This window comes from Cellulophaga sp. BC115SP (assembly GCF_009905545.1).
GTDB lineage: Bacteria > Bacteroidota > Bacteroidia > Cytophagales > Spirosomataceae > Flectobacillus > Flectobacillus rivi.
Map to the genome: position 1 here is coordinate 100,095 of NZ_JAAALB010000005.1, position 25,708 is coordinate 125,802.

The 25,708-nt window shown below is 37.2% G+C and carries 21 protein-coding genes; 13 read left to right on the forward strand and 8 right to left on the reverse strand.

Translation table 11 applies throughout. The features are described from left to right. Positions 1-120: 120 nt before the first annotated feature. The 3 genes from GVN22_RS05855 to GVN22_RS05865 all read right to left on the reverse strand — a co-directional run bounded on the left by GVN22_RS05855 (position 121) and on the right by GVN22_RS05865 (position 2,165). The gene (locus tag GVN22_RS05855; RefSeq protein ID WP_166550114.1) at positions 121-726 is read right to left on the reverse strand and encodes a TerD family protein; all 606 of its coding nucleotides are present in this window, start codon (positions 724-726) and stop codon (positions 121-123) included. A gap of 20 nt (positions 727-746) precedes the next feature. Further along, a complete protein-coding gene (locus tag GVN22_RS05860) occupies positions 747-1,304 on the reverse strand; it encodes a TerD family protein (protein WP_166550115.1) in 558 nt (185 codons plus the stop codon). A gap of 84 nt (positions 1,305-1,388) precedes the next feature. Beyond that, positions 1,389-2,165 (reverse strand): PspA/IM30 family protein, encoded by a 777-nt coding sequence (locus tag GVN22_RS05865; RefSeq protein WP_166550116.1) that lies wholly within the window; start codon positions 2,163-2,165, stop codon positions 1,389-1,391. Positions 2,166-2,323: 158 nt separating this feature from the next. Between GVN22_RS05865 and GVN22_RS05870 the strand changes: the two genes are divergently transcribed. Next, complete coding sequence (locus GVN22_RS05870) at positions 2,324-2,911, forward strand: DUF4202 domain-containing protein (RefSeq protein ID WP_166550117.1); 588 nt, start codon at positions 2,324-2,326, stop codon at positions 2,909-2,911. Between the two features lie 137 nt (positions 2,912-3,048). Here the strand turns inward: GVN22_RS05870 and GVN22_RS05875 are convergent, their stop codons facing one another. Continuing rightward, positions 3,049-4,329 carry an amidohydrolase family protein gene (locus GVN22_RS05875; protein WP_166550118.1) on the reverse strand — a complete coding sequence of 427 codons (1,281 nt, stop codon included), beginning with the start codon at positions 4,327-4,329 and terminating at the stop codon, positions 3,049-3,051. 392 nt (positions 4,330-4,721) lie between these two features. Between GVN22_RS05875 and GVN22_RS05880 the strand changes: the two genes are divergently transcribed. Further along, positions 4,722-5,894 carry a PLP-dependent aspartate aminotransferase family protein gene (locus GVN22_RS05880; protein WP_166550119.1) on the forward strand — a complete coding sequence of 391 codons (1,173 nt, stop codon included), beginning with the start codon at positions 4,722-4,724 and terminating at the stop codon, positions 5,892-5,894. An 80-nt stretch (positions 5,895-5,974) separates the two neighbouring features. Next, on the forward strand, positions 5,975-7,066 hold the full coding sequence (gene nuoH / locus GVN22_RS05885; RefSeq protein ID WP_166550120.1) for an NADH-quinone oxidoreductase subunit NuoH: 1,092 nt from the start codon (positions 5,975-5,977) through the stop codon (positions 7,064-7,066). 263 nt (positions 7,067-7,329) lie between these two features. On the opposite strand, the gene GVN22_RS05890 is transcribed toward nuoH, so the two are convergent. The 4 genes from GVN22_RS05890 to GVN22_RS05905 all read right to left on the reverse strand — a co-directional run bounded on the left by GVN22_RS05890 (position 7,330) and on the right by GVN22_RS05905 (position 9,594). Next, positions 7,330-7,692: a DUF805 domain-containing protein gene (locus GVN22_RS05890; RefSeq protein ID WP_166550121.1), complete on the reverse strand. Its 363-nt coding sequence runs from the start codon at positions 7,690-7,692 to the stop codon at positions 7,330-7,332. Positions 7,693-7,933: 241 nt separating this feature from the next. Further along, positions 7,934-8,257, reverse strand: a complete 324-nt coding sequence (locus tag GVN22_RS05895; protein WP_166550122.1) for a DUF805 domain-containing protein — start codon at positions 8,255-8,257, stop codon at positions 7,934-7,936. A gap of 167 nt (positions 8,258-8,424) precedes the next feature. After that, positions 8,425-8,889 carry a cytochrome c gene (locus GVN22_RS05900; RefSeq protein WP_166550123.1) on the reverse strand — a complete coding sequence of 155 codons (465 nt, stop codon included), beginning with the start codon at positions 8,887-8,889 and terminating at the stop codon, positions 8,425-8,427. Between the two features lie 180 nt (positions 8,890-9,069). Beyond that, positions 9,070-9,594 (reverse strand): MarR family winged helix-turn-helix transcriptional regulator, encoded by a 525-nt coding sequence (locus GVN22_RS05905; RefSeq protein ID WP_166550124.1) that lies wholly within the window; start codon positions 9,592-9,594, stop codon positions 9,070-9,072. A 449-nt stretch (positions 9,595-10,043) separates the two neighbouring features. On the opposite strand from GVN22_RS05905, the gene GVN22_RS05910 reads away from it, so the two are divergent. From GVN22_RS05910 to GVN22_RS05955, 10 genes are all read left to right on the forward strand, one after another. Beyond that, positions 10,044-11,063 carry an HlyD family secretion protein gene (locus GVN22_RS05910; protein WP_205690798.1) on the forward strand — a complete coding sequence of 340 codons (1,020 nt, stop codon included), beginning with the start codon at positions 10,044-10,046 and terminating at the stop codon, positions 11,061-11,063. Positions 11,064-11,376: 313 nt separating this feature from the next. Further along, positions 11,377-12,957 (forward strand): DHA2 family efflux MFS transporter permease subunit, encoded by a 1,581-nt coding sequence (locus GVN22_RS05915; RefSeq protein ID WP_166550126.1) that lies wholly within the window; start codon positions 11,377-11,379, stop codon positions 12,955-12,957. 108 nt (positions 12,958-13,065) lie between these two features. Then, positions 13,066-14,391: a TolC family protein gene (locus GVN22_RS05920; protein ID WP_166550127.1), complete on the forward strand. Its 1,326-nt coding sequence runs from the start codon at positions 13,066-13,068 to the stop codon at positions 14,389-14,391. A gap of 151 nt (positions 14,392-14,542) precedes the next feature. Next, the gene (locus GVN22_RS05925; protein ID WP_166550128.1) at positions 14,543-15,823 is read left to right on the forward strand and encodes an amidohydrolase family protein; all 1,281 of its coding nucleotides are present in this window, start codon (positions 14,543-14,545) and stop codon (positions 15,821-15,823) included. Between the two features lie 199 nt (positions 15,824-16,022). Continuing rightward, a complete protein-coding gene (locus GVN22_RS05930) occupies positions 16,023-17,663 on the forward strand; it encodes a sodium/sugar symporter (RefSeq protein WP_166550129.1) in 1,641 nt (546 codons plus the stop codon). A gap of 534 nt (positions 17,664-18,197) precedes the next feature. After that, the gene (locus GVN22_RS05935) at positions 18,198-19,385 is read left to right on the forward strand and encodes an AraC family transcriptional regulator (RefSeq protein WP_166550130.1); all 1,188 of its coding nucleotides are present in this window, start codon (positions 18,198-18,200) and stop codon (positions 19,383-19,385) included. Between the two features lie 203 nt (positions 19,386-19,588). Continuing rightward, the gene (locus tag GVN22_RS05940; RefSeq protein ID WP_166550131.1) at positions 19,589-20,698 is read left to right on the forward strand and encodes a DUF2891 domain-containing protein; all 1,110 of its coding nucleotides are present in this window, start codon (positions 19,589-19,591) and stop codon (positions 20,696-20,698) included. A 153-nt stretch (positions 20,699-20,851) separates the two neighbouring features. Next, the gene (locus tag GVN22_RS05945; RefSeq protein WP_166550132.1) at positions 20,852-21,967 is read left to right on the forward strand and encodes a plastocyanin/azurin family copper-binding protein; all 1,116 of its coding nucleotides are present in this window, start codon (positions 20,852-20,854) and stop codon (positions 21,965-21,967) included. Between the two features lie 13 nt (positions 21,968-21,980). After that, the gene (locus GVN22_RS05950; protein WP_205690799.1) at positions 21,981-23,495 is read left to right on the forward strand and encodes a PQQ-dependent sugar dehydrogenase; all 1,515 of its coding nucleotides are present in this window, start codon (positions 21,981-21,983) and stop codon (positions 23,493-23,495) included. A gap of 633 nt (positions 23,496-24,128) precedes the next feature. Beyond that, positions 24,129-25,706, forward strand: a complete 1,578-nt coding sequence (locus GVN22_RS05955) for a sensor histidine kinase (protein WP_205690800.1) — start codon at positions 24,129-24,131, stop codon at positions 25,704-25,706. Positions 25,707-25,708 lie beyond the last annotated feature (2 nt).

Here is a 25,708-nt window from a genome sequence, read left to right on the forward strand (position 1 = left end):
TCCAATGAAACAAGCGTCAGCAACAAATCAGGTATCGAGGAGATAAATAAGTCGGTTTGTTGCTGACGCTAATTTGCTGAAGAAAACTCCAGCAATGGCAATTAAAAGCACTCTGACAATCTACATATATCTGTCTTGAATCAACATGACAGTCTCTTTAATATTCTTCGCTTTAATTGGATCTCCCAAGGCAGTAAAAGTCCAGTTGTGATTGAGTTTTTCGATTTTACCCATAATCATAGAGACATATCCACTATAAGTATCGTCTGAGGCAATATTGTAAGTAGCAAAAGTCTGTTGTGGATTATGGTTTTTCCCTTCTACAATTTTGATTTTGGCATAAGGAATTGATGCAAAATCTTGTTGTTTGTAGGAGTTTAAATAAATGAAAATCGATGTGACTTTAGGATTTATTTGCTCAAGATTGATATAAATAATTTCGTTATCCTTGTTGTCGGCGCTGCTATCACCAACTCTATCGTCACCGCTATGCTTGATAGCTCCATCTCTGGATTTTAGATTGTGAAAATATACGGTTTCAATTTCTTTTTTGTCACTGTCAAAAAGCGAAACAGACCCATCTAAATCAACGGCAGTAGAATCTTTCAAAAGCCCAAACAAGAATGAATGTTGAATACTTCCCCAGTCTAGTCCGATACTAATTTCTTTGAGTTGAGTACCGTTTTTCTCTAAAGAAATACGGCTGTTTTTGGTCAGATTTATCATGAAATTAAGGTGTTTTTCTATTAAACGAACATATCAACTAGTGCTTGCAATTCGGAGGTTGAACCTTGAGAATCTGCATAGAAATACCATTCATTGCCTGATTTTTTGATTCTTGCAAAAACTAGGGAATTTTCTGAATTATGTGAACTATCCAAATCATAATTTACTACCTCCGCCTTGGTATCCATATCCACTATACGTATGTAGGCATCACGCAACATTCCGAAGGTGTGATTACGGAGTAGTGCTTGGTGTATTGTTACACAAATACAGATTTCGGTGGCGTTGGGGTGGATATTATCTAGGTTTGCTAAAATAACCTCATCGTCATCATTATCGCTACCAGTACGATTGTCACCCGTATGTTGCACTGAGCCGTCAGGAGCTTTTAGATTGTTGTAAAAAATAAAATACTCATCAGATAAGAGTTTGCCATTAGCACCCAGAATGAACACTGAGGCGTCGAGGTCTACAGGGATAGATGCATATTCCCAGCCAAGCCCAATCATCAGTTTGTTGAGCTTCGTCATTGATTTTGATAGGTTGATTGAACCGCCTTTTTTGAGATTGATTGCCATTTTGTTTTGAGTTTAAGTGTTTTAAAATAGTAAACAGGTTTCAGACTAGAGCTACCTAATTTTTGAAATGGTATAAAATCTTGTCTATTTAAAGAAATCGTCAATTTTTTTCTGTTTATCGCTTTGAGGTTTCTCAGTTGGGTTTTCTTTTGTTTTGCTAAAAAAGTCCTCTATTTTTTTAGCTTGTTTATCATTTAATTTCAAATCTTTTTCCGATTTGAGTTTTTCCCAATCTTTTTCAATACTTTGTTGAAAGGCAATTTCTTCAAATGCCTTTTTTATTATCGTATCATTTTGCTGTAATTCCTCTCGCATGCTTCGCTCATCTTCTTTGATTTGAAACTGCTGTTCCAAAACTGAAATTTGCTCGAATGCAGATGAATTCTCGGAATTTTGTACTCCATCCACTAGCTTTTGAGTCTTGGCCGCTTCAACTTTGGCAATCAGCATCTGACCTTTTAGCCGAGTAGACTCTAGGCGAAATTGTAAATCCTGATGCTGCGCTTCAAGTTGATGAAGTAATTGTTGAGCTTGAGCCAACAATGTTTTATACTCACTAATACGTTCATCGACGAGTGATTTTTTGCGTAACCATTGTTGAGCCTGTTCCTCGTTGCCAGTTTGTAACGATTTTTGCGCAGCCTGATACATTTGATTGGCTTGCCCTTGAAGTTCCTCCGCTTTGGCGAGAAGACTATGATAATTATTTTGGGCAACACGTTTTACTTGTTCGGCATCAGCAATCGCTTTAATGAGTTCTTTTTCGGCCAGCGCCAACAAAACGTTTGGGTCTTGAGGGTTAGGGTCGGTGGAGGACTTTTTTTCATGGTTAAATAGGATTTGTAGTAAGTCAGACCACATTTTAAATCATGTTTTGGTTTATTTGTTCGAAATTTAACAGGTTTAATCTTGAACTAACAAGCAAAATCGGGATGATTGGTTGCTAGTGTGGATGATGTGCTGTAGCTTTGGATAGAATCAAAAATAAATGAACAGGTATCAAACACTATTCTAAATATATGGAAAAAATTACTCAAGCTTTCGAAAAGTTCGATGATTATAACAAACAAGACCCCAATTCATTTGAATGGAATGGAGAAATCTATCCACAAGAATATTTTATGGCATTGAAATGTTCGGAATGGGTTCTGAAACTAGATCCTCAAGCAAGTGAAGAGCTACAATTAGCATCGAGAAGTCAACATATTGGACGTTGGAGTATTCCTCGCAATACTTATCCTGATGGGAAAGTAGGATATTTGACATGGAGAAAGGATTTAGGAAAGTTTCATGCCGAAACAGCCGCTAAGATATTGGAGCAAGTTGGATATAATGAATCTGTAATAGAAAGAGTAAAGCAAATAATTACTAAACAAAAAATTAAACAGGATGCCGATGTTCAAACCATCGAAAATGCACTTTGTTTAGTTTTCTTGGAGTTTCAATACGAAGCATTTTTTCAAAAACATGATGAAGAAAAAATGATTGAGATTATCAGAAAATCATTGTTGAAGATGGATGCTCACGGTCATAGTTTTGCCTTACAATTGTCTTACAGCGAAAAAGGGTTAGCCTTGATTCAAAAAGCGTTGGAGCGATTGGGGTAGGAGAAAAACATGAGTCATTTTGTACACTAAAACGTTTAATTTCCAATCGGGCGCGACTTAAGTCGCACCCGATTGGAAATTTTGTTCAAAAAGAGCCGCTGAATAGCAGATTCTATGCCTAACGAATAATGCAACCCCTACTGCTTATAAACAACACCATCTTTCATCACGAAGCTTACTTTACGCATTTGAGTAATGTCTTGTAAAGGATTACCATCGGTAGCAATAATATCAGCAAATTTACCCGCTTCAATTGACCCAAGATCTTTTTCAACACCTAAAATCTTAGCAGGCGTTACGGTGGCCGCTTGAATGGCTTCGATTGCTGGCATACCAGCCTCTACCATATATTGAAATTCGTAGGCATTTAATCCATGCAATGACACACCAGAGTCGGTACCAAAAGCAATTTTTACACCTGCTTTGTAAGCTTTTCCAAACATATTCTGGATAAGTGGACCTGTTTCCAAAGCTTTTGGAACAACCAGAGGATGATAATAGCCAGGGACTTTAGCAGAATCGGCAACAGTTTTACCAGCTAAGATTGTAGCCACTAAGTAAGTACCTTTTTGTTTCATGATGTCAATGGCTTCGTCATCCATAAAAGTACCATGCTCGATCGTTGTTACGCCTGCTTTAGCCGCACGCTTGATTCCTTCAGCACCATGTGCGTGAGCTGCCACATGAAACCCATAGTCTTTAGCTGTTTTGATAATTGCCTCTAACTCGTCTTCTTGAAACTGTGGAGCTTTCCCATTTTTAGCAATACTCAAAACACCACCAGTTGCCGTGATTTTGATACAATCAGAACCATCTTTGTAACGCTGACGAACTGCCTGACGTGCCTCCTCAGCGCCATTGATAACTCCTGTAACCATGTGTGGATCTGGAGTGTAGTTTTCGCTCAAGGCATTGGTCGGATCGCCATGTCCTCCTGTGGTAGCAATAGTTCTGCCAGCCGTATAAATACGAGGACCTACAGCAATACCTTTACTGATCGCATTGCGAAGTGCGATATTCACACCCGAACCGCCCAAGTCACGCACTGAGGTAAATCCAGCCATGAGCGTAGTCTTGGCATTACGAGCTGCTTCAAAAGCTACATCTGCTTGATTAAATTGATAACGTTTTACCAGCTGATCTTTACTGGTTTCGCCCTCAATGTGCACGTGCATATCTGTTAGGCCAGGCATAACGGTTTTTGACTTTAAATCAATGACTTTGTCGGTACCTTTAGGAGCCAGATAGCCTGTTTGTACTCCTGTGACTCTTTTGCCTTCGACTATGACAGTAACCTGACTTTGGGTATTTCCCTTGGTAACATCGATAAATGTACCGCAGTGAAGAAGTGTGCGTTGGGCAAGTGAAGCCGTACTGAAAATCGCAATAGCGGCGATGGTCTGTAGCGTTTTTTTCATGTTTGTTAATAAAGGTAGTTTAGCCAAAATGGCGGTGAAAAGTGGGATGCTGATAACTCAATCACAAGATCAACATTTATATACCACTTCCTAAAAATAAGAATTCAGAATTATAAAATCGAAAAATGTCGCTTCTTTTTGAAAAAGAGACGATTTTTGCTCGCCATTCGAGCTTTTGGGCGTAACTTAGGGGTCAGATTCTTTTGTTTTAAAGAAATACCCAATTTAGTATATTGATTTTATCGAGTATTATAAGAGGAAGTCGAAGAAACAGAGATAAAAATCGCTTTAGATTTATAAAAAGCGTAGGTTTGAAAAAACCTTTGTTAATCAAAAACGAAATCAAATTACCAAAATTGACCGATGATTTTGGTAGAAAATGGAGGGCCAAGATGAAGAAACAAACTAAAGCCATCAGAATTCAGGCAGAACGCTCACACAATCGTGAACATTCAGTGCCATTGTACCTTACTTCAAGTTTTACTTTTGAAGATGTCGAGCAAGGAAGAGCCATTTTTGCAGAAGAAATGGAAGGAAATATTTATTCTCGATATATGAATCCCAACGTGGATGAGTTTGTAGAGAAAATGTGTATGCTCGAAAACACGGAAGATGGACTTGCTTTTGCTTCGGGTATGGCTGCCAACTTTGCAGCTATGGCAGCATTATTACAGCAAGGCGACCACGTGGTAGCATCAAAAGCGCTGTTTGGTTCCGCGATTCAGATTTTGAGCAAAATCACTACAAAATGGGGTATCACTTGTACATACGTAGATGGACATAATATTGAAGAGTGGGAAAATGCTATTCAACCTAATACCAAGTTTTTGTTTTGTGAAAGTCCTTCAAACCCTGGTTTGGATTTGATCGATCTTGAAGCAATCGCTCAGTTGAAAGCAAAACATAACTTGATTTTGGCTGTCGATAACTGTTTTGCTACGCCAGTTATTCAAACTCCTGCTGATTGGGGTGCAGATTTAGTAATTCACTCAGCTACGAAATATATTGACGGACAAGGTCGTGTTTTGGGTGGGGTAGTATGTGGTCGTGCCGACTTGATTAAAGAAATTCGTTTCTTTGCTCGTCATACAGGTCCATCTATGTCGCCATTCAATGCTTGGATTTTATCAAAAAGCTTAGAGTTGATTCACCTTCGTATGGAGAAGCATTCAGAAAATGCTCATAAGTTGGCTTCTGCTTTGGAAGGAAACGATGCACTAAATTCGGTAAAATATCCATTCTTGACTTCGCACCCACAATATGAATTAGCGAAGAAACAAATGAAAATGGGTGGTGCTATTATGACGATGGATGTAAAAGGTGGTTTTGAAGTGGTAAACAAAATGTCGAAACACTTGAAAATTGCTTCTATTTCACCAAACTTGGGAGATACTCGCACGATTATCACACACCCAGCATCGACTACACACTCTAAGTTAAGTGCAGAACAACGTGCTGAGGTGGGAATCACCGATGGATTGGTACGTATTGCTGTAGGTTTAGAGTCAGTGGAAGATCTAATTGCAGATTTCCAACAAGCGCTAGAAAAAGCAATTGCTGAATAATAATGTTTTTGAGCAAAAGAGTATATAGAGATAAATCGAATACTTTTTTGCTCAACGACGAAATATTAAAAGAATAAGATATGTTCGTTGCATTACTAATTTGTTTGAGCTTAGTATTAGCAAATGTTGTGATTGGCGTATATACCGAACGCAAAGTCTCTGCCTTTATGCAAGATCGTTTGGGACCTATGGTTGTAGGAAAATACGGTTCACTTCAACTGATTGCAGACTTAGTCAAACTTTTGTTAAAAGAAGATATTGTACCCAAACTGGCGGATAAGTGGCTGTTTTTAGCAGCACCTTGTATGATTTTTGTGGCAATATTTGCAGGTTTCGCGGTAATACCGCTTGGTCCAGGCGAATACCTACAAGGCTCACAAGCACAAATAGGCGTATTTTATCTGTTGGCAATTGTCTCAATTGATATTATTGGGGTTTTAATGGCTGGCTGGTCTTCTAACAATAAGTATTCATTGTTAGGTGCTATGCGCTCAGTTGCACAAATTGTGTCTTACGAAATTCCGTTAGGCTTGTCAGTTTTGTGTGTCGTGATGGTTTCTCAAACCTTAAACCTGCAAGAAATAAGTACACAACAAGGTATTTTTTCAGGTCATGATAATTATCTTTTTGGTCTGAAGTCTTTAGGAATTGATGTAACTGAAGTAGGAGGGTTTTTGACATGGAATATTTTCAGAGTTCCATTCTTCTTTGGCGTGTTTATCATTTTCTTTATTGCTTCTTTGGCAGAATGTAACCGTGCACCTTTTGATTTACCCGAAGCTGAATCAGAATTAGTTGGTGGTTTTCACACCGAATATTCAGGAATGCGATGGGCATTGATATTCCTTTCAGAATATGGCATGATGCTATTAGTAAGCGTTTTAGCTGTTATCCTGTTTTTAGGAGGCTGGAATTCGCCTTTTCCTAATATTGGTTCTGTCAAATTAGCGAATTGGACTTCTGGGGAACCAGGTTCATGGTCTGGAGCAATTTGGGGGTTTGTGTGGCTGTTAGCCAAAGCCTATATGCTCATTTTTGTACAAATGTGGGTTCGATGGACATTCCCGCGCTTGCGTGTTGACCAATTGATGTATTTGACGTGGAAAGTACTAACCCCATTTTCTATTTTAGCAGTATTTTTATCTGCCATTTGGAGAATGTTGATGATTTAGCAGAGGATAATCTTCTCTAGGTTAAAGCATGAAGCTGTTTAAACTTTTTAACTACGCGTTTATTTAACAGATATGAGTCATCTCGAATTTTAGGATTAGGGTTATTCTCCAAATTTTCATCAAAAAAGCGGTTAGGAAATATTTCCCAACCGCTTTTTTGATGCTACTATCCTAAATATAACTTGGCTTAAGACGCAATCATTGCGTCTCTACTACTAGAATAGAAATTTTAACATAATCCCTAAATTAGGGATGACTCATGTTTAGTGATTGTCATCTTCCAAATGTTTTCCTAATTGACTAATATCTATTTGCTTAATAGCTTTCGGATTTGAGCCATATTCATTCCTAGTGAGTTGCCCATCCGCAAAAATTAACCAGAAAGTGTAAAATGGAATAAGCTGAAACCAGCCAGAATTACCCAAATCATGGCATCTCTTGGTTGCTTGAGCCACTCTGAAAACTGCCAGAGGAATAAATGTGATGATAAAAAAAAGATTAGAAAACTTGCCTAGAAAACCACCAAATACAAAAATTAGGTTGATACCAACAACGACGATGATATATGTTAGACCATATTCGAGTCGGCGAATACGTCCTTCGAAACCAAAGCAATCTTTAAACATTTGAAGAAGAGTTTTTAAGTGGAGAAATATGATACATAAAACTTTATTTGAGAATCGAGAAGTAAGTTAGTGGGCAACATTAAAATAATTTTACCCGCTTTAAGCTCAAGTCTAAACGTCAAAAAGTATTTCTCTCGAAATAGATAAACCTTTTGTCTAATGCCTGCAGCTTACAACCTAAAGCATATTAATGCCATTTTATTTTGCATTGGCACTTTTGAGTGATTCTATGTAGTAATAGTTATTTATTTTTAGGATTAGGTCCATACCTGTTTGTATCTGACTTACCTTTTGCAAAAAACAACCAAATCGTGTAAAAAGGTATAATGATAAACCAGCCGCTATTTCCTCTATCATGACTACGCTTTACACTCTGCGCCAAATTCAGCCAGAAAGATCCTAAAAGGATATAAGTATGGATGATTTTTTCCATATTAATTCCTACAAGATCAATGATTTCATAAGTGATAAAGGAAGACATAAGACCTAGGATATAGATAATAAACGAAAGGCAATATTCGGTTCTACGAATGCGACCTTTGAAAGAGAATGGTGCTTTAAACATTAAATGATAGGTTTTAGTGGCGAAAATCTATTGTTAGGCAATATAATTTAAAGAAATTGAAATTTGTAAAGTTGATAAGATATTTATTAATATACTACATTAAACAAACAAAAAGGCGAACCAATTTTGTCAATTAGTTCGCCTTTTTGTTTAAAGTAATTTTGCTCTTAAGGGTTACTTTCTTTTAAGAATGCCAAAATGTTTTTGATGTCCTCAGTGCCTAAATTAGGGAAAGCTGTCATTTGAGTACCATTAAATTTCTTGAAAAGGTCGTTTGCGTATTTGTCACCGCCAGCCAACACTTTTTGTGGATTTTGTACCCATTTCTCAACCCAAGCCGCATCTCTACGTGATTCGATTCCTTTCAATCCTGGACCAACTACAACCTCGTCGGTTGAAGCATGGCAAGCTGCACAGTTGTTTGTGAAAATTTCTTTACCTTTTGTCGCTTCTGCTGAAAGTGCTGCTGGAGCCGCAGCTACAGGGACTGCTCCTGAAGTAGCACCAGCTGCCGCAGTTTCGGCTTGGCTAGGCATCATCGCAAACGCCAATAAAGTAAAAATAAAGCAAACTACAACTACAATTAAAAGGGTGTTTACTACACGTAGGGTTTTGAAAATTTTGTTTTCCATTTTTTTGTTTTTAGTGCCTTGGAGGAAAATAGCAGGGCAAAAATAAAGATAATATCCCAAATCGGGTACACAGATTGGAATAATTGCCTTAATTTTTATGCTATATTCTATTATTTGGTATGCAATTTCAGGAATCAGCTCAGTTCCTTCAATGATATTAATTGGCTAAAAAACTGATATTTATTTCTTGATAAAAGCTAACGGAATGGGCTCACAAGTCACTTCACCTGTTTCTATCATTTCTTCATATTTATCAACCAGATTCCTCAAAATATCCTTGAGTATATTCAATTGTTCTGCACCGATCACCTCCTCAAAGTTTTGGTCGATATACTCTGTACATGCTTTCCAGTCTAAAATACATCTGACGCCTAGGTCTGTGAGTTTAACAATTAAAGCACGAGCGTCGCTTGGGTCTTTTTCAGTATATACAAAACCTTCATCAGCCAATTCCTTGATGAGTTTGCTCATGCCTTGTTTGGTCATGCCTGCCTTTTGCGCAATTTTATTTACACTAGTTCCTTCTACATCAATATTGACTAGGGCCACTATTTGACCAACACGGAAATTATTATAGCCACGCTCATTCAAAAATTTTACGGCCAATGTGGACATATATCGATATGAGCGATTTAGGAGACGTCCCATCAAGCGATTCTTGCTGTCACGGAACTGTTTGAGTTTTATTACATCCTCTTCTGTCATAACTGTTTAAGAGTACTGTTTTGTACAAAAACAATACCTCGGTTATTCTGTGGTACAAATCATTTTATATCATCTTGGGGCTTAGAAGCTCAAAATTACGAATTGTTACAGACAATTGCAGTAGTAGTTTTAAGTATCTTTTACCAAAAAGATGAATAATCCAAGGAAATTTTGACTGTTTTTTCGTTGAATCTGATACAAAGTTAATAAATGAAAAAATATTTGTCAACTTACTTGACTAATTTAGTAAACTTAGTTTACCTTTGCATCATCAATTCACACACAAATTGAATTTTTCTTATACATATTCATCTCTTACCATTTGAAGAAGCAGTAAAAAAGATTAGTTCGAGGGGCCATCTGTACGAATTGATTCTATAAGCAAACAGCGAGTAGACCAAATACAATGATTATTTAAGTTTATAAAAATTATGGAAAATCAGAGTTCAATGAAAAAGCAATTGCCAAAGTTAATTCTATTAACAGTAGTCGCAGTAGGTGGATTTTTGGGATATAGAGAATATCAATATTCTCAGACGCATGAGGATACAGATAATGCTCAGATTGAGTCTTATTTTGTACCAGTATTGCCTCGTACATCAGGTTATGTAAAATCAATTTCTGTAAAAGATTATGATGTGGTTAAAAAAGACCAACTCCTGATTGAAATTGATTCAGAAGAGGGAAAATTAGCTTTAGAGGAATTGAAAGCAGATTTGTTACAAGCAGAAACTGACGTGGAGAATGCTAAAGCAAACATTCAAAACTTAAAAATGAGCCTTGTAGCGATGGATGCTAACTTGAAAGCTACCGCTATTCGTCGTGACAAAGCAAAACGTGATGCTGACCGTGACAATGCCTTGGTAGCAGACAATGCCATTACTAAAAAACAAGCAGAAGATTCTCGTTCAAACTACGATGTGTTAGTAGCTCAATATAATGCTGCTGTACAGGACATCGCGTCAAACAAGTCAAAAATGGGAATTTTGACAGCGGCTTTGCATAAAGCTGAAGCAACTTTGGCTGTCAAAAAAGTAAAAATTGCACAGCAAGAATTAAAACTTTCTTATGCTAAAGTGTACGCTCCATCTGAAGGACGTATCGGTAAGAAAACTGTAGAGGCTGGTCAGTTTATTCAAGCTGGTCAAACGTTGATGACAGTAGTGCAAGACCAACAATTTTGGGTAGTAGCTAACTTTAAAGAGAATCAAATTTCTCGTTTGAAAGTAGGAGACGAAACAGAATTGGTATTGGATGCGTATCCAAACCGTCCATTAAAAGGAAAAATCATTTCAATTGCAGAGTCAACTGGTGCTAAAGCATCTTTGTTGCCACCAGATAACGCTTCAGGTAACTTCGTAAAAGTAACTCAAAGAGTTCCTGTGAAAATTGAAATTGAGGATATTGCTAAAAACAAAGATATTTTACGTGCAGGTCTTTCTTTAGAGGTTTCTGTTCCTGTAAAATAATTCGAGATAAAGCTGGGTAATTGGTTATAAGAAGTGGAGGCTTAGATAAGTTTTGTGAGTAATCACGATTTAGGGTTTTGCTTATCTAAAGACAAATTGAGGTGAAGAAATAAGCAAGGGATTGCGCGGTTGTCAATTGTTGAATCTAGATTAGACTCACAATTCATAATTGTAATTCTTCAGCCATTTGATATCAAGTGTAACAATGCCTCATGTAGATATTGACTACCAATGATAAGGGACTGATTGGAGACATATCCAACACTTCTTGAATTGCTCAGCTTTAGTTTCGAAACTAAAATAATTTTTAACTATGGCGGCTAAAGGATTAGCAAGAGCAATGATTGTGATAACCACCATCTCGGCAGCGGTGATGGAGCTTTTGGATACCACAATTGTTAACGTAGCCCTCAACCAGATGGCTGGTTCGCTGGGTGCTACAATCGAGGACGTAGCTTGGGTAGTAACTTCTTACGCCATCGCTAACGTAATCATTATCCCAATGACGGGATTTTTAGGAGATTACTTCGGACGAAAAACATATTACTTAGGTTCTATTCTATTATTTGGTGTCTCTTCCTATTTCTGCGGAGCTTCTCATGGACTTTGGGAATTAGTATTTTGGAGATTTATACAAGGTGTAGGGGGAGGAGCCTTGCTATCGACCTCACAAGCAATTTTGTTTGATGCCTTCGAACCTAAAGATAGACCTATAGCATCAGGTATTTTCGGGATGGGTATTATCCTTGGACCGACTTTAGGTCCTGCATTGGGTGGATATATCGTTGAACATTTTACATGGCAAGATATATTTTTCGTAAATATTCCAATATGTATTGCTGCCACGATTTTGACGATTCTTTATATTGAAAGAAAAGAAGGAGAAGGACAGAAGAAAAGTCAAATTGTAATTGATTATCCAGGGATTTTCTTACTCACGCTAGGTATTGGTTCTCTACAATATGTATTAGAAAAAGGAGAGTCAGATGACTGGTTTGAATCAAGAACTATCGTAATCTTGAGCTTATCGGCAGCTGTCGGCTTAGTTGGATTTGTTTGGCGAGAATTAACCACCGAACATCCTGTTGTAGACCTGAAGATATTTAGATACAAAGTTTTTGGGCTTTCTACCATATTTACCTTTGTGGCAGGCCTTGGTTTGTTTACCTCAGTATTTGTGTATCCAGTAATGGTTCAGCGTATCAATGGGTTTACGCCACTCGAAACGGGTTTGTCATTAATTGCGCCAACCATGCTTGGAGTTGTGCTATTCCCTGTGATTGGACGACGTATGGCAGCAGGAGATTCTCCTTTACCATATATGGCCATCGGGATTCTCATATTTGTATTCTTTGGATTCTATAGTGGTACTGCCACACCAGAAATGGGCAAATGGGATTTCTTTCCGATGCAAGTATGTCGTGTATTAGGGGTAGCTATGCTTCAAATGCCATTGATCAACCAAGCAGTAGCTGGTTTGCAACAAAGAGAATATCCTGCGGGTATCGCACTAACTAATATGATTCGTCAACTGGGAGGAGCCTTTGGTATTGCTTTAGCAAACAACTACGTTACAAACTCTGCGGCTCAACACCGTTCGGACTTGATGGCTAATATGACAATGGATAATCCTTTGTTTGTACAGCGCCTCAACGGTAGTATTGCCAATTTTGCCTCTAAAACAGGTGATTACTTCGGTGCAACCAAGATGGCTTATGCTCAATTAGAAGGATTAGTTGCCAAACAAGCATATTACCTTGCTTACTTAGATACTTACAGAGTAGTTTCGTTGTTTTTCGTCGCTATTTTTCCCTTACTCTTATTGTTAAGAACTAAGAAGAAAACCAAGGAGGAAATTGCAGCCGCTGCAAAAGCCGCAGCAGATAGTCATTAACAGGCATAAGGTCACGGGGAATAGGCATCTGTTGACAAAATTGCAACGGATGTCTTATGACCCAATTCCTTAACCTCTATTTTAACAGACATAATTTTAAAGAAGATAATGAAAAAATTAACAGTTTTCGGACTTATCCTATGTGCTCAGATGACCTTTGCACAAGATAAAAATACGGACGCTTTGGGTCGGTTGGTGAAGGCTGCTATTGATTATTCTCCAAGAATCAAAGAACAACAACAATTGATTTCGATTGGAGATTATAAAACAAAAATTCAAGAAGCAGCATTAAAACCACAAGTTCAATCTGAATTAAGTGTAACGCGTGTTGACCCAGTTGCCAAGGCAAGTTTTGCCTTTGGTTCAACTTCCACAGAGTTGCGTTTTCAGCCGAATATGAACTACAATGCCAATGTTGGTGCCAATTATACGATTGCCGATTGGGGTAAACAAGCGTTAGCCATTGAAAAAGCAAAGTTAGAAACCAACCTTTCTAAAAACAATGTAGAGGGTTTGAAACAAAATTATGCTTATCAAGTCGCTAATTTGTACTACGGAATTGTGTATCTACAAAAAGCAATTGAAGTACAAAAAGAGCAGTTGAAATTAGTTGCTAATAACGAAAAACTCATCTCTGATCGTTTGAAACAAGGCGATGCTTTGGATTACGATCGAGTATCGATTCAAGTTCGTTATAAAAATGCTGAAACGAGATTGACTGACTTACAAGGACAATTAGACCGCCAGTTGATTTATTTGAGTTCATTGATTGGAGCTGATGCACGAGTAATGGTTCCGACAGATGCAGATTTTTCGGCATCTTGGGCTGATTTGACCGTTGCCGCAGCGTTTGAACAAGCACAAACAAATAATGTTGATTTACAAAATATCAAAGAAAAGGATTTGATTGCAGACAAGGATGTAAAAATTGCTCAATTGAGCATGGCTCCAACCGTTTCAGCAGTAGGTCAATTTGGTATCAAAAACGGTTATTTGCCACGTATTAATGGTGAAATACCTCCAATCGATCAAGATTTTAAATTCAATACAGTTTTAGGTTTAAAAATGACTATTCCTATTTATGCAGGAGGTCGTGGAGCTTATTCGACAGAAATGGCGAAATTGAGTAAAGAAATGTTGAAATATTCTTCTGAAGCAACCAATCAAGCTTTGAAGCGTGATTTGGATGCAGCTGAGAACGATTATAACATTGCCAAAAACAAACTAGATCTTTCAGAGAAGAACGTATTTCAAGCACAATATGCCTTGAAATTGGCTGAGAGTCGTTACAAAAATGGCGTAATTACCAATGTTGAAATTGAGGCTGCACAAACTGCTTTGCGTGAGGCTCAATTGACACAGTTACAATATCAATACATGATGACACAGGCAAAACTTGAAGTGAGCCGTTTGTCAGGTTTAAAATTTTGGTAGAAAAACAATCTCTGTTGTTAACTCCAATGCTGCTTTTGCGGGATTGGAGTTTTTTATTTTTAAGAGTTTCGTCAAATTCTAATAGCTGATAGCCGATAGCCAAATAATACTTACCTTTGCTTAAATCAATTTTTCATCAACACATTTCTTTATGAAAAAAATCTGGACGCTACTAGTTGGTCTTTTATTACATGGAGCTGTTTTCGCTCAAACATCCGATTCATTAATTGTAATCAAAGCAGGACGTATGTTTGATAGTGAGAAAGGTACTTTTCTCGAAAATCAAACGATCATAGTTAAAGGGAATATCATTCAGTCGGTAGGGACAAATCTTAAATATCCTGCTCAAGCTAAGATAATTGATTTATCCAAAGCCACAGTATTACCAGGATTTATCGATTGTCATACACATATTACCTCGCAGCCAGATAATTATATGGAGGATTTGTTTCGCAAATCGCCAATTGATTATGCGGTTGAAGCACACATTTTTGCGAGAAAGACCTTAGAGGCAGGTTTTACTACTTGTCGTGATGTGGGCGCACCAGAATTGATAGATGTAGCTTTAAAACGTTCTATTAATGCTGGGCATATTGCTGGTCCACGCTTATTTGTTTCAGGGCCTATTATTGGCGCAACTGGTGGACATGCAGATATAAGTGGATTTTCTCCATATCTTTCATTTAAAGCCATTTCAGGTGTTGCCGATGGTATCGATGAGATTCGCAAACAAGTACGCTATAATATCAAATATGGGGCTGATTTAATCAAATTTACCGCTACAGCTGGTGTATTGTCAGAAGAGGAGTCGGTTGGAGCACCACAATATTCACAAGAAGAAATGAATGCATTAGTTGCGGAGGCAGCTATGTGGGATAAAAAAGTGGCTGCGCATGCGCATGGAACCACAGGAATCAAAATGGCCATTAAGGCAGGAGTAGCATCCATTGAACATGGAAGTTTCTTGGATGAGGAGGCAATTGAGTTGATGAAACAAAAAGGGACTTATTTGGTCGCTGACATTTATAACGATGATTATATTCTCTCAGAATTTGCCAAATTAGGTTATCCTGAAAAACTCATTGAAAAAGAAAGAACGGTTGGAAAAACTCAAAGAGAAAGTTTTCAGAAAGCCGCCAAAGCTGGTGTGAAGATCGCCTATGGAACCGACGCTGGAGTGTATCCACATGGTAATAATGGAAAACAGTTCTTTTACATGGTAAAATTTGGGTTGTCGCCAGCTCAAGCTATTCAAGCTGCCACAATTAACGCAGCAGACTTGATAGGAGTGAAGGCCAAACTTGGCTCGATTGCTCAAGGAAAATGGGCAGATATTGTTGCTGTTGAAGGAAATCCAGAACAAGATATTACAGTTTTAGAAAAGAAAATAAAGTTTGTGATGAAAGAAGGAAAAGTATATCTACAAAAGTAGTTGAGATAAAGTGTTGTAATTTGTTTTAAATTAACTAATTATAAATTAAATGTGTCATTCTGAGATAAAATTTATCAAAAGAATGACACATTTTTGATTATAAGAGGGTACTTGTTGTCTTTAATTGGAAAATGGTGTAAAATTTCATATTTTACATAAGAATAATTCTATCTTTAATCCCCAATTAACTATAACAATCATGAAACAACTGCAAACCGCAGATTATTTAGTATTTTTTGTCTATTTTATTGTAGTAATTAGCTACGGCATTTGGGTTTTCAAAAAAAAGCAAGGCACTTCTTCCAAAACCAAAGATTTTTTTCTTGCTGAAGGCTCCCTAACTTGGTGGGCGATAGGCGCTTCACTAATTGCATCGAACATCTCCGCAGAACATTTTATTGGTATGTCTGGTTCTGGTTTCGCCATTGGACTAGCTATTTCTTCGTATGAATGGATGTCAGCTGCAACTTTAATTTTGGTGGCAATATTTTTTATTCCAGTTTATCTGAAAAATAAGATTTATACCATGCCCCAATTTCTTTCCACAAGGTATAATGACACTGTTGCTACGATAATGGCTGTTTTTTGGCTGTTACTTTATGTTTTTGTCAATTTAACATCAATCTTGTACTTAGGGGCATTGGCTGTCGAAACCATCTCTGGGATTCCTTTTTACTATTGTATGTTTGGGCTTGCTGTATTTGCCGTTTTTATCACCTTAGGAGGTATGAAGGTAATTGGTTATACCGATGTAATTCAGGTAGTTGTGTTAGTGCTTGGCGGTTTGGCCACCACTTACTTAGCGTTGAATATGGTTTCTGAAAAATTCAATGGCAACGGAGTAGTTGATGCTTTGGGTATTTTGCAAAAACAAGCAGATAGTCATTTTCACATGATTTTCTCAAAAGGTGACCCACATTATTATGAATTGCCAGGGTTATCTATCTTGATAGGTGGTATGTGGATTAATAACTTCAACTATTGGGGCTGTAATCAGTATATTATTCAACGTACGCTGGGTGCAGACCTTAATACAGCTCGTGGAGGTATTATTTTTGCGGCATTTATGAAGCTGTTAATGCCACTGATAGTTGTTATTCCTGGAATTGCGGCGTATGTTTTGTTCCAAAATGGTGAATTTCAGCAAGAAATGCTCGATGTGAGCGGACAAGTGAAACCAGATCATGCATATCCGACTTTGATGAATCTCTTGCCTGCTGGTATGAAAGGGTTAGCTTTTGCAGCCTTAACTGCGGCTATTGTGGCTTCTTTAGCAGGAAAATGTAACAGTATCGCTACTATTTTCAGTTTAGACATCTATAAAAAATTCTATAACAAGGATGCATCTGAGGATAGAACTGTGAAAGTAGGACGTTTGGCAGTTTTAGTGTCATTTATTATTGCGCTATGTATCACTCCTCAGTTACGTAGATTGGAGCAAGCTTATCAATTTATTCAAGAATATTCAAACTACATCACACCTGGGGCTTTTGCACTGTTTTTCTTGGGGTTATTCTGGAAAAGAACTACATCAAAAGCAGCAATTGTGGCAGCATTTTTAGCATTACCATTATCGGTTGCTTTTAAATCAATTCCAGCTTTGGCAGAGATGTTCTTGGGAATGACTGTTGAGCCAATGCCATTTTTGGATAGAACATTATGGGTATTTCTACTCTTAGTGGCATTGATGATTTTGGTGACATTGACCGACCCTGCTAGTAAAGATAACCCACAAGGTCTCGAAATTGAGTCTAAAATGTTTAGAGTTAGTCAGTCATTTGTAGTCTCATCAATTCTTATTTCAGGAATTTTAGTAGCGCTATATACTGCCTTTTGGTAGTAAATAATGGTTGTGAGCAAAGAAAAAGTAGCAGTTTATGCTGAAAAATGGTTCAAAAAGGTTCAGAATTTAATATTCTGAACCTTTTTGAACCATTTTTTTAGTATTTGAGTGATTCCAATTTGTAAATTTGTTCAACATCAAAAAGGAAATTTACCGCTGAAAGAAACTGTTTTGAAATGTGAGTTTTGGTAAAAATATTGATTTTCGTTTTGATGTATATTTTTAATAAGTAAAAATACTTAAGTCTTCCAAGTTGAAAATATGAAAGGCTTCAAGTTAAAGATAAATATAAAGTAAGGATGTAAAGTTTAAAGTTTGAAGATCATGTTATCTTCAAACTTTTTTGTTTTATTCACTTTTGTCAAGAAATCACAGAATCGTCCTAATAATTTTGAACATCCATAAATATTTTTAACTTTTGTGGTATCTTTAAATTACAAAGCATCCCTTAGGGTCTACAATAGCAATTCATTCTACCTGAAAATAGTTATTGTATAGCTCGAACCTTACTTTTAAACCATTTCAACTCTCATGGGTCATCTGTTCGAAACGTTTGTTTTTGGATTAGGATTATTTTCATTTTTGATTGGATGCCTTTTAGGATATTGGGTAATAACGAAGTTTACACACCAAGGAAAAAATATACTAGGGGCAATTTTCTTCATTTGGTCAGTCAATGGGCTAGCCAATACCATTCTTTATGGTCCTTTATCTAACGAATTTCAGGCAGCTATTTTTAGAGTAGCCATGCCAATCTATTTTATTTTGCCATCATTAACCTATCTATATGTACGACAAATCAACGATCCTACCCTAAAATTAAAGCGTCAAGACTTAGCACATGGAATCCCTGTTGTGCTTATTTTCCTAGAATTGGTACCCTATTATATACTACCTTTTGAACAAAAAGTGGATATTTTGAAATCAATCAAAGAAAATCCTGCCAATTTATTTGTAGGGCATGAAGGGTTACTAGGTAATGATGTTCGTGATTTTCTGTTAGGGGTGTTATTTATGGGGTATGGACTGCTTATATGGCGTATAATTGCACAAAGATTTAAGCAGAACCCGAATACTCCTTTGGGGCATTTTAAATGGAGTATCTTTGTTGCAGTTATGGTGACAGCTTTATTTATACTTAAAATAGCTTATTTTGGCGTTATTATAAATAATCTGGGGGTATCAGCTTTCAAAGGCATCTTTACGCAAGTGATCATTATACACAGTGTGTTTTTTTACACCCTTTGTGGTTTTATCTGGATTAATCGACGTGAAATTGGAAAAATGTGGTCAGTTTATGAAGAAGTATTTGATTATTCTGTCAATGAAAGTGAACCTCACGTGTTAGAAACAGTTGAAATTGAGCCTGAAGTTATCAATAACTTTGAGACCTATATTAATCTTCATAAGCCATATTTAAGGGCCAAATATTCATTGAATGATGTTGCCTACGAGACTAATTTACCCGCCTATCAAATTTCGAATATGATGCGAGTACATTATGGAATGAATTTTAGTGACTATATTAATTCACTTAGAATAGAAGAGGTAAAACGTCGATTGAGCGATGATGAATATCAAAACTATAGTATCGAAGGAATTTCGAAAGACTGTGGTTTTAATGCAAAAAGTACATTTTTTACCGTATTTAAAAAGCATACAGGATTAACGCCTTCCGAATTTCAAAAAAATATAAAAATGGCTATTGCTAACCAGTAAACAGAATTTGAAAATTTGATATAAAGGTCAGGACGTTGTAATGCTGCAATGTCCTGACCTTTATTTGTATTAAATTGCTAATGAAAATATGCTTTTGTACTATACTGGCTTTCGGATAATTACAGCCCAAAGCAAGATAAATGCCAATGTATTCTTCTACATTTTTGTAAAAAACACTTCTAGCATTTCTAAAACTTTTTATAATGAACACTAAAAAAATATTACTTGGCTTGTTACTTGCAGGCAGCTTGTCTGGTTTCGCACAGCAAAATCCTTATATCAATTTATCAAAGGATGGTAAAAAGGTAGAACTAACACAAGCAGGAGTGTCTTTCTTGGCGCAGTTGCCGCTACATTGTATCGAAACCGAATTTCCGAATAAACCTAATCACACTATTGAAACTTCAGAAGAAGTAGTTTTGAGTCCCAAGCAATTGCATCCATCGTTTTATGGCTGTTTGGACTGGCATTCGTCTGTACATGGGCATTGGATGTTGGTGAAAATTCTGAAATCGTATCCCAATCTACCTGAAACTGCCCAAATTATAAAAGTACTAGAGCATAGTTTTCTTCCTGAAAATTTACAAACTGAAGCAGATTATTTTACCAAATATAAACTTGCAAAGGGATTTGAAAGAACCTACGGCTGGGCTTGGTTACTAAAACTCGATGAGGAATTATTGGCTTGGGATAGTCCTTTAGCGAAGAAGTGGCACAAAAATTTACAGCCATTGACTCAGATTATCGTACAACGTTGGAAAGACTATTTACCAAAGCAGACCTATCCCAATCGTACAGGTGTGCATCCAAACACTGCTTTTGGGATGGTATTTGCCTTGGATTGGGCACGAGCTACGAAAAATACAGAGTTTGAAAGTTTGCTGGTACAGCGTAGTAAGGATTACTATTTAAAAAATAAGGCAGTTGCTGCCATTCTCGAACCAGATGGAACGGATTTTCTATCTCCTAGTTTAGAAATTGCAGATTTGATGCGCAGAGTATTACCCAATAAAGAATTTAGTACTTGGTTTAACCAATTTTATACTCCTGAAGGTTTGAAAAATGTGTTACAATTACCTGTTGTAAGTGACCGCTCAGATTATTCAATTGTACATTTGGATGGTTTGTCTTTGAGTAAGGCGTGGTGTTTACAAGGTATTGCCAAACAGTTACCTGCCTCTGATCCTCGCAAAAAACAATTTCAAGAAACTGCTGTTATGTTCTTACAAAAGACACTACCTAACATTGCTAACGGTAATTATGGAGGTGATCACTGGTTAGGTTCCTTTGCCATGTATGCTTTGAATCAGTAAGATTTAGAGATTTTATATAGAAATTCTAATATGTTAATGTAGGTAAATTTTACAGATTGCTGTCTTTATTGAATTAGGCAGAAAATTTTTTTGACAACTTTTGTCTAATTCAATAAACGACTTTACCCGTTTTTCTCAAAAACAAAGTATTCAATGACTCTCAAATTGAAACAAGTATTTTACCGCTTGAAACACGTGCTTTCAGGAATGATACTTTTGGCTAGCATTCCATTAGCGACTGAAGCCCAAGTATTGTCAGATACCACTATAACGATAAAAGTACTCGGCGGTTTGCAATTCGATACCCCACGGTTGATACTGAAGCCAAACACGCGTGTTACGCTTATTTTGGACAATCATGATGATATGGCACATAATTTTGTATTGACCAAACCAAGCTCTCGATTAAAAGTGGTCGAAGAAGCCGCCAAGCTAGCAGAACGTGGTGCCAAAATGAATTATGTTCCAACTTCTCCATTGGTGATAGCCAGTACAAAAATTGTAGAACCTGGCAACATGGAAACTATTTCGTTTGTGCTTGATAAAGCTGGTCAATATCCTTATGTATGTACTTACCCGGGACATGGCTATGTGATGTTTGGTGTTATTTATGTGGGACAATCCTATATTCCGCCTTTCGAAAAGGATACCAATATTCCTGAATCTCAGCGCTCAGGCACAGGCAATGAGCATGCCCACCATGGTCATGGAATGCCTAGCTCACCCCATCCATATCCCATCGAGTTCCCAATGCTCTATCGTACGTTTATGCCAGAGGCTAGTCCAGCAGCAATTGCAGTGGCGCTAACTCCAACGGAGTCCTATTGTTGGGATGCGGGCAAGTGTTACCTGCGTTACATCTGGACAGGAGGATTTGTAGATAATGCCGAACAATGGAAAGGTAATGGAAGTAAGCTTACAAAAGTGGAAGGTGAAATTTATTGGCGTGAAAAGCAATTTCCTTTTACGATTGGTACAAAAAAGTCATTGCCGAAGGTAGATTTCAAAGGGTACAAACTCAAAAAGCGCTTACCCACCTTTGAATACACCTTGGATGGTATAAAGGTAGCTGAAACGCTTGTATGGAATGAGAGTGCTCAGACAATCACAAGGGTATTTGTGTTGGGAGAAAGAACACAAACCTTGTATTTTAATCTTCCTGAACAAAAGTCAGTAAGTTATACAGTAAAAAAAGGTCAACTTAAAAATGGGGTTATTGCTATTCCAAAGACAGTTAAAACCTTTAGTATTATCATCAAACGAAACTAAAATGCCCTATTTCATGAAAAGGAAAGAGTTGAAGCAAAAGCTATGGAAGTATGCTGCGGTTGGTCTGTTGATGAGCTTCGGAAATATTTCTGGCATTGCACAAAACACATCAATGCCCAAAGATTCTGCGGCGATGTATTATGAAGTTGAAGATATTCCTCTGCCTGATGGATTGATTGCCGAAACGGGTTCTATTGGCTTTTTGCCAGATGGTCGTTTTGTGGCGGGCTTCCACAGAGGAGAAATTATGATTTATAATCCGAAGACTCGTACTTGGAAACGCTTCGCAGAGGGACTTCACGACCCTTTGGGTTTGATGGTGGTGAGTAATAACGAAATTCTGGTTATGCAAAGACCTGAGTTAACCAGAATTAAAGATACTGATGGAGATGGCGAGGCAGATTTATACCAGAAAGTAACCGATGATTTTGGCTTGTCAGGTAATTACCATGAGTTTGCTTTTGGTCCTGTCAAGGATAAACAAGGGAACCTATATATTGCTCTCAATCTTGCTTCGAATGGCGCAGGCATTCGTCCTGAAATTCGAGGTACTTATGATTCATTGTCAAGACCAGGTCGTATGTATGCCTGTGTGGATTATCGTGGGTGGATTATGCGACTAGATAAGCAGGGCAAGTTACATCCTTATGCGGTAGGTTTCCGTTCGCCAAACGGACTTGGATTTGATGCGCAAGGTAGATTGTTAGTATCCGATAATCAAGGCGATTGGTTGGGCACTAGTAAGCTATTTCATGTAGAAGAAGGCAAGTTTTATGGGCATCCTGCTGGGCTCATTTGGAAGAAGGATTTCCCAAGAGTTGTACCTATTTCGCTTCCTGTAGTACAATTGGATAGTATGCGAACTAAAGAAATAGTACAATTTCCACATGGTTATTTTGCTAATTCACCCACACAACCTGTATTGGACAATACCAATGGAAAGTTTGGTCAATTTGGAGGTCAAATGTTGATTGGAGATATGGATCATAAATATATGATTCGCCTTTTGCTTGAAGAAGTGAATGGTAAAATGCAAGGAGCCTGTATTCCTTTGAACGTAGGAGCCAAGATGCGTATTGGTAATAATCGTTTAGCATTTGCCCCAGACGGTGCTTTGTGGGTTGGTCAAAACGACCATGGTTGGGTAGGAGCTAGGGGTATTCAAAGGATTAAATGGAAGGGAGAAAAACACTTAGACCTTATGGCAATGAACCTGACAAAGGATGGTTTTGATTTGACCTTCTCGATGCCACTCGATGCCGAAAGTGCACAAAATGTAGCCAATTTTAAGTTTAAACGCTTTTATTATGAATACCACCAAGCCTATGGTTCCAAGCAATTTGATGTGAAAGAGATAGGAGTAAAAAGTATTTCTCTGTCGGATGATAAAACCAAGGTACATGTGGTATTAGACGATATGAAAGCAGGATATGTCTACGAAATGCGTCTAGGAGAAATAATTAATGCTAATAAGTCTAAAAGAGTATTGAATAATTTGGTTTGTTACTCACTGAACCAACTTAAATAAAAAAAGCAGTATTATTTACGATTAAAAACAATGGTTTTATCCTTTTAAAAAAGTTTAAATTGTTGCACTTCAAGCTTTTAAGGTTTGGTAAATAAAGCTAGAATCGAAACGTGAAGCTCGTGAAACTGACTATGAAATTTGCACACCAAATTTAGTCAGCTTTGCGAGCTTCATTTTTATTTATTTTAAAGAATAAAAAATGCGTTTATTGCCGAATTTCTGCTGTCTACATTTTTTTATTCTTTTGCCCATCTCCAAAGTAAAGAAAGTGGCTAAAGTGGCAACGCTATTTTTAAACTGAATTTTGAAAGCGATAAAGCAGATGAATTGTATTTAGTTTTCAAATTTGGTACTGAATATATTTTTTGGTTGAAATTCGGATTGAAAGGTCTATTTTTTTTAATCACAATGACCGTAATTAAATCTGCTGAGAGATACTTTTTCAGCCCATACTGATTAAGATTATACGTTGATATTTTACGTTGAATTTTATCGATTACCTATTCATACGACCAGCTAATACTTTTAGTAAAGCGCTAAAAGCATATTTTACCCCATTTTTACGAAGTTTCATCCCATTAGTCGCATTGCTTAGATGAGATTATATAAGTTTGAAGAAAAAACGGCTAAACCATGAATCCTATCCAGAAAAAATTACGAATTACAGAGTGGTCATTGGCACTACTATTTACGGTACTATACAATGTTGTACACCTTTCGAGGGTCATAAAATATTTTGATAATGAAATTGGTAAAGTACAAAACTACGAATACATACTGATGGATTATACATCCTTCTGGGATGCTGTTCGAGAGTATGATACCATTAAGTATATCAACTTGCCAACGATTATTGCGGCGGTACTATTTTTTGGAGCTTGGACGTTGTTACACTTTTTTACCGTTCCTAAAATTGTGAAAAAAGAGTTTAATACAACGGTCATTTTAATGTTGGCAGGCGTATTGTTACTTACATTTCTCAGTGTTTGGTCATACCATTTTTTTAAGCTCAACTGGCGCATAGAGAAGGAGGAGTTAGATCATGTTTCGGGCTTTGCGACTGAATCTATCTATCGAAAATGGTTTGTCTTCAATAGTTTTCTCAATGCGTGTTTTGTGTTACTTGCCTACGAGCTGGGAATGTTATTGGTATATCATTTGGAAAAGAAAGCCATTGAAAAAACCGACCAAGCCAATGTTGGTGCCTATGTATGTGTGGCGGCCATTTGGGTGCTAACAGGGATATTCTGGGTATCAGTTGGTTCTATTGGCAATGTAGTGATACATCCTCCACAACCAGCATACTGGGCTTCCATTGCTTTTGGAGCTATCTTGTTTCACGGGTTGGCGTACTATGGGCTGTTTCCTTTTGTGCTGATTCCACAATCAATTAAGACTGCCAAGGGAGTTTTGGTGTTTATATTTGGAGGATTAGCCTATGTGGTGTTTTGCATGGTATCTTACGCAGTTATTTATAAACATATTCCTCGTGATATCTTTGACTTGGAGGCCGTATTTACCTTGGCTGCTGGAATAGGGTATATCTCCGCGGTGATTCGTTCATATATTGATTATACCCGAACGACACTCACCAACCAGATTGTTCATAAATCCACAGAGCTAGCTTCTTTGAAAGCACAAGTCAATCCTCACTTTTTGTTTAATGCTCTCAATACTTTGTATGCCGTAGCATTACGTGAAAAGGCGGAGGATACTTCTACCGGAATTCAAAAACTGGGGGATATGATGCGGTTTATGTTGCATGACAACAACCAAGATAAGATTTCATTAGTCAAAGAAATAGAATACCTTGAAAACTATATTAGCTTACAAAAACTCCGTCTGGACCAAAATTTCTCGATAGATATAAAAGTCATTATCCAGCCTCAAGAAAAAGAAATTTGGATAGCGCCTATGTTGATTAATCCCCTAGTCGAAAATGCTTTTAAGCATGGGGTAAGTCTGAGAAATCCCTCGTGGATATATATTACGATTACTTTTGATGATACCTATTTGTATTGCAAGGTTCATAATTCGATGCATGTTCGACAAGGCTTGGATACTGAAAAAGCTTCAGGTATTGGGCTGGATAATTTGAAAAAACGCCTACAGATGATTTATCCTAATCGCCATAGGTTAGATATTCAGTCGAATTCGCATGAATATTTTGTTTCTTTGCAAATCAATTATTTACCGTTCCAAACCCAATAAGT